We start from the raw sequence: 1,364 nt of genomic DNA on the forward strand, positions 1-1,364 counted from the left end.
TAGACTCAAAGATCAGCTTCAATTCATAGTAGATGAAGACTAAAAAGACAATATAAGAATGTAGGAAAACCTACATTCTTATATTGTCCTAAACCTACATTTTTATATTGACTTTTGCAAAGAACAGAGTTATAATTTAATTAACCAAAAAGAATTTCTTTGAGGAATTTTAAAAGAGGGATTGACAGTCATGTTTAAAACTTGCTACGCTTACGACAGACAGACAGACAGACAGACAGACAGTAACTGAGTCTGCCCTTTTTAGCAACTTAATATTTATATTTAGGCATGGATTATTTATATATTATTAAATAGTTCATGCTTTTTTTGCGCTATTCAAGAAGCTTAAAAGATTTCTTTTTGGATAAATCAAATAAGGAGAAAACGATTATGAACAAAAAATTGATGACTATGTTAGTAGCTTGTGCTTTATCAGTATCAGCATTATCTACTACAGCAGTATTTGCAGAAGATGCAGTAGTTACTGGAGAAACTCCAGCTGTAACTGAAACTACACCTACACCTGAAACTACCTGCAGCTTATGAACCAGAAATCACTTTAACTACACCTAAATGGACAGGTGATAGTGATATTGTCTTTGAAGTAGATGCTAAAGGTGGAGCAGTTTATCCTCAGGAAATGTATGTTTATGGCGCAGATGACGCAGCAATGCCTATTATCAGTGTTCCATCTAAGGTAGAAGTAAATGAAGAAGGTAAAGGCAAGGTCACATTTACTAACGATGCATTAAAAAATGCAAAAACTTGGGATGATACTTTTACAAACCAGATTTCAGTAGATTGGACAAAGTATTCTGAAATTGAATTTGTTTTTGCATTCGAATTAAACGGTCAGGATAAATATAGGTCTATGTTTGTAGAAGCTTCTGTAAAGGCTCCAGCACCAACTGTAACTCCTACTACACCAGCTGAGCCTTCTACCCCTGCAAAACCTACAGAAAATAAAGGTACAACTACAATTACACCTAATGCATCTGCAGCAAAAGATGACAAGAAAACAAATACTACAACTACTACTAAGAAAGAAGCACCGAAAACTGGTGATACTATGAATGTTGCATTATATGCTTCATTATTATTAGTAAGTGCTTTAGCAGCAGTTGTATTAACTGCAAAAAAGAGAATCACTGAATAATCTGTCAATTAAAGTAAGCGTAAGTAAAATTGAATATTATGGGAAAGAAAAGACAATTGAGAAATGATATGATGACCTCCCAGTAGACAGTGCAAATAATTAAAAGCACTGTTTGCTGAGGAGGTTTTCTTATGGGAAGAAAAAGTAAGTTTTCAAAAGAACAAAAAATTGAAATATGTAGAAGATACTTAGATGGCAGTGAATCAGT

General features: G+C 33.5%; 2 protein-coding genes. Both read left to right on the forward strand.

Going from position 1 to position 1,364, the window contains the following annotated elements; all coding sequences use genetic code 11:
- Window positions 1–390: 390 nt before the first annotated feature.
- Window positions 391–546 (forward strand): hypothetical protein, encoded by a 156-nt coding sequence (locus tag H8909_RS13070; protein ID WP_187013135.1) that lies wholly within the window; start codon window positions 391–393, stop codon window positions 544–546.
- A 124-nt stretch (window positions 547–670) separates the two neighbouring features.
- On the forward strand, window positions 671–1,156 hold the full coding sequence (locus H8909_RS13075; RefSeq protein ID WP_238928317.1) for a sortase B protein-sorting domain-containing protein: 486 nt from the start codon (window positions 671–673) through the stop codon (window positions 1,154–1,156).
- Window positions 1,157–1,364 lie beyond the last annotated feature (208 nt).

The sequence above is a fragment of the Catenibacterium faecis genome, assembly GCF_014306455.1.
Classification (GTDB): domain Bacteria; phylum Bacillota_I; class Bacilli_A; order Erysipelotrichales; family Coprobacillaceae; genus Catenibacterium; species Catenibacterium mitsuoka_A.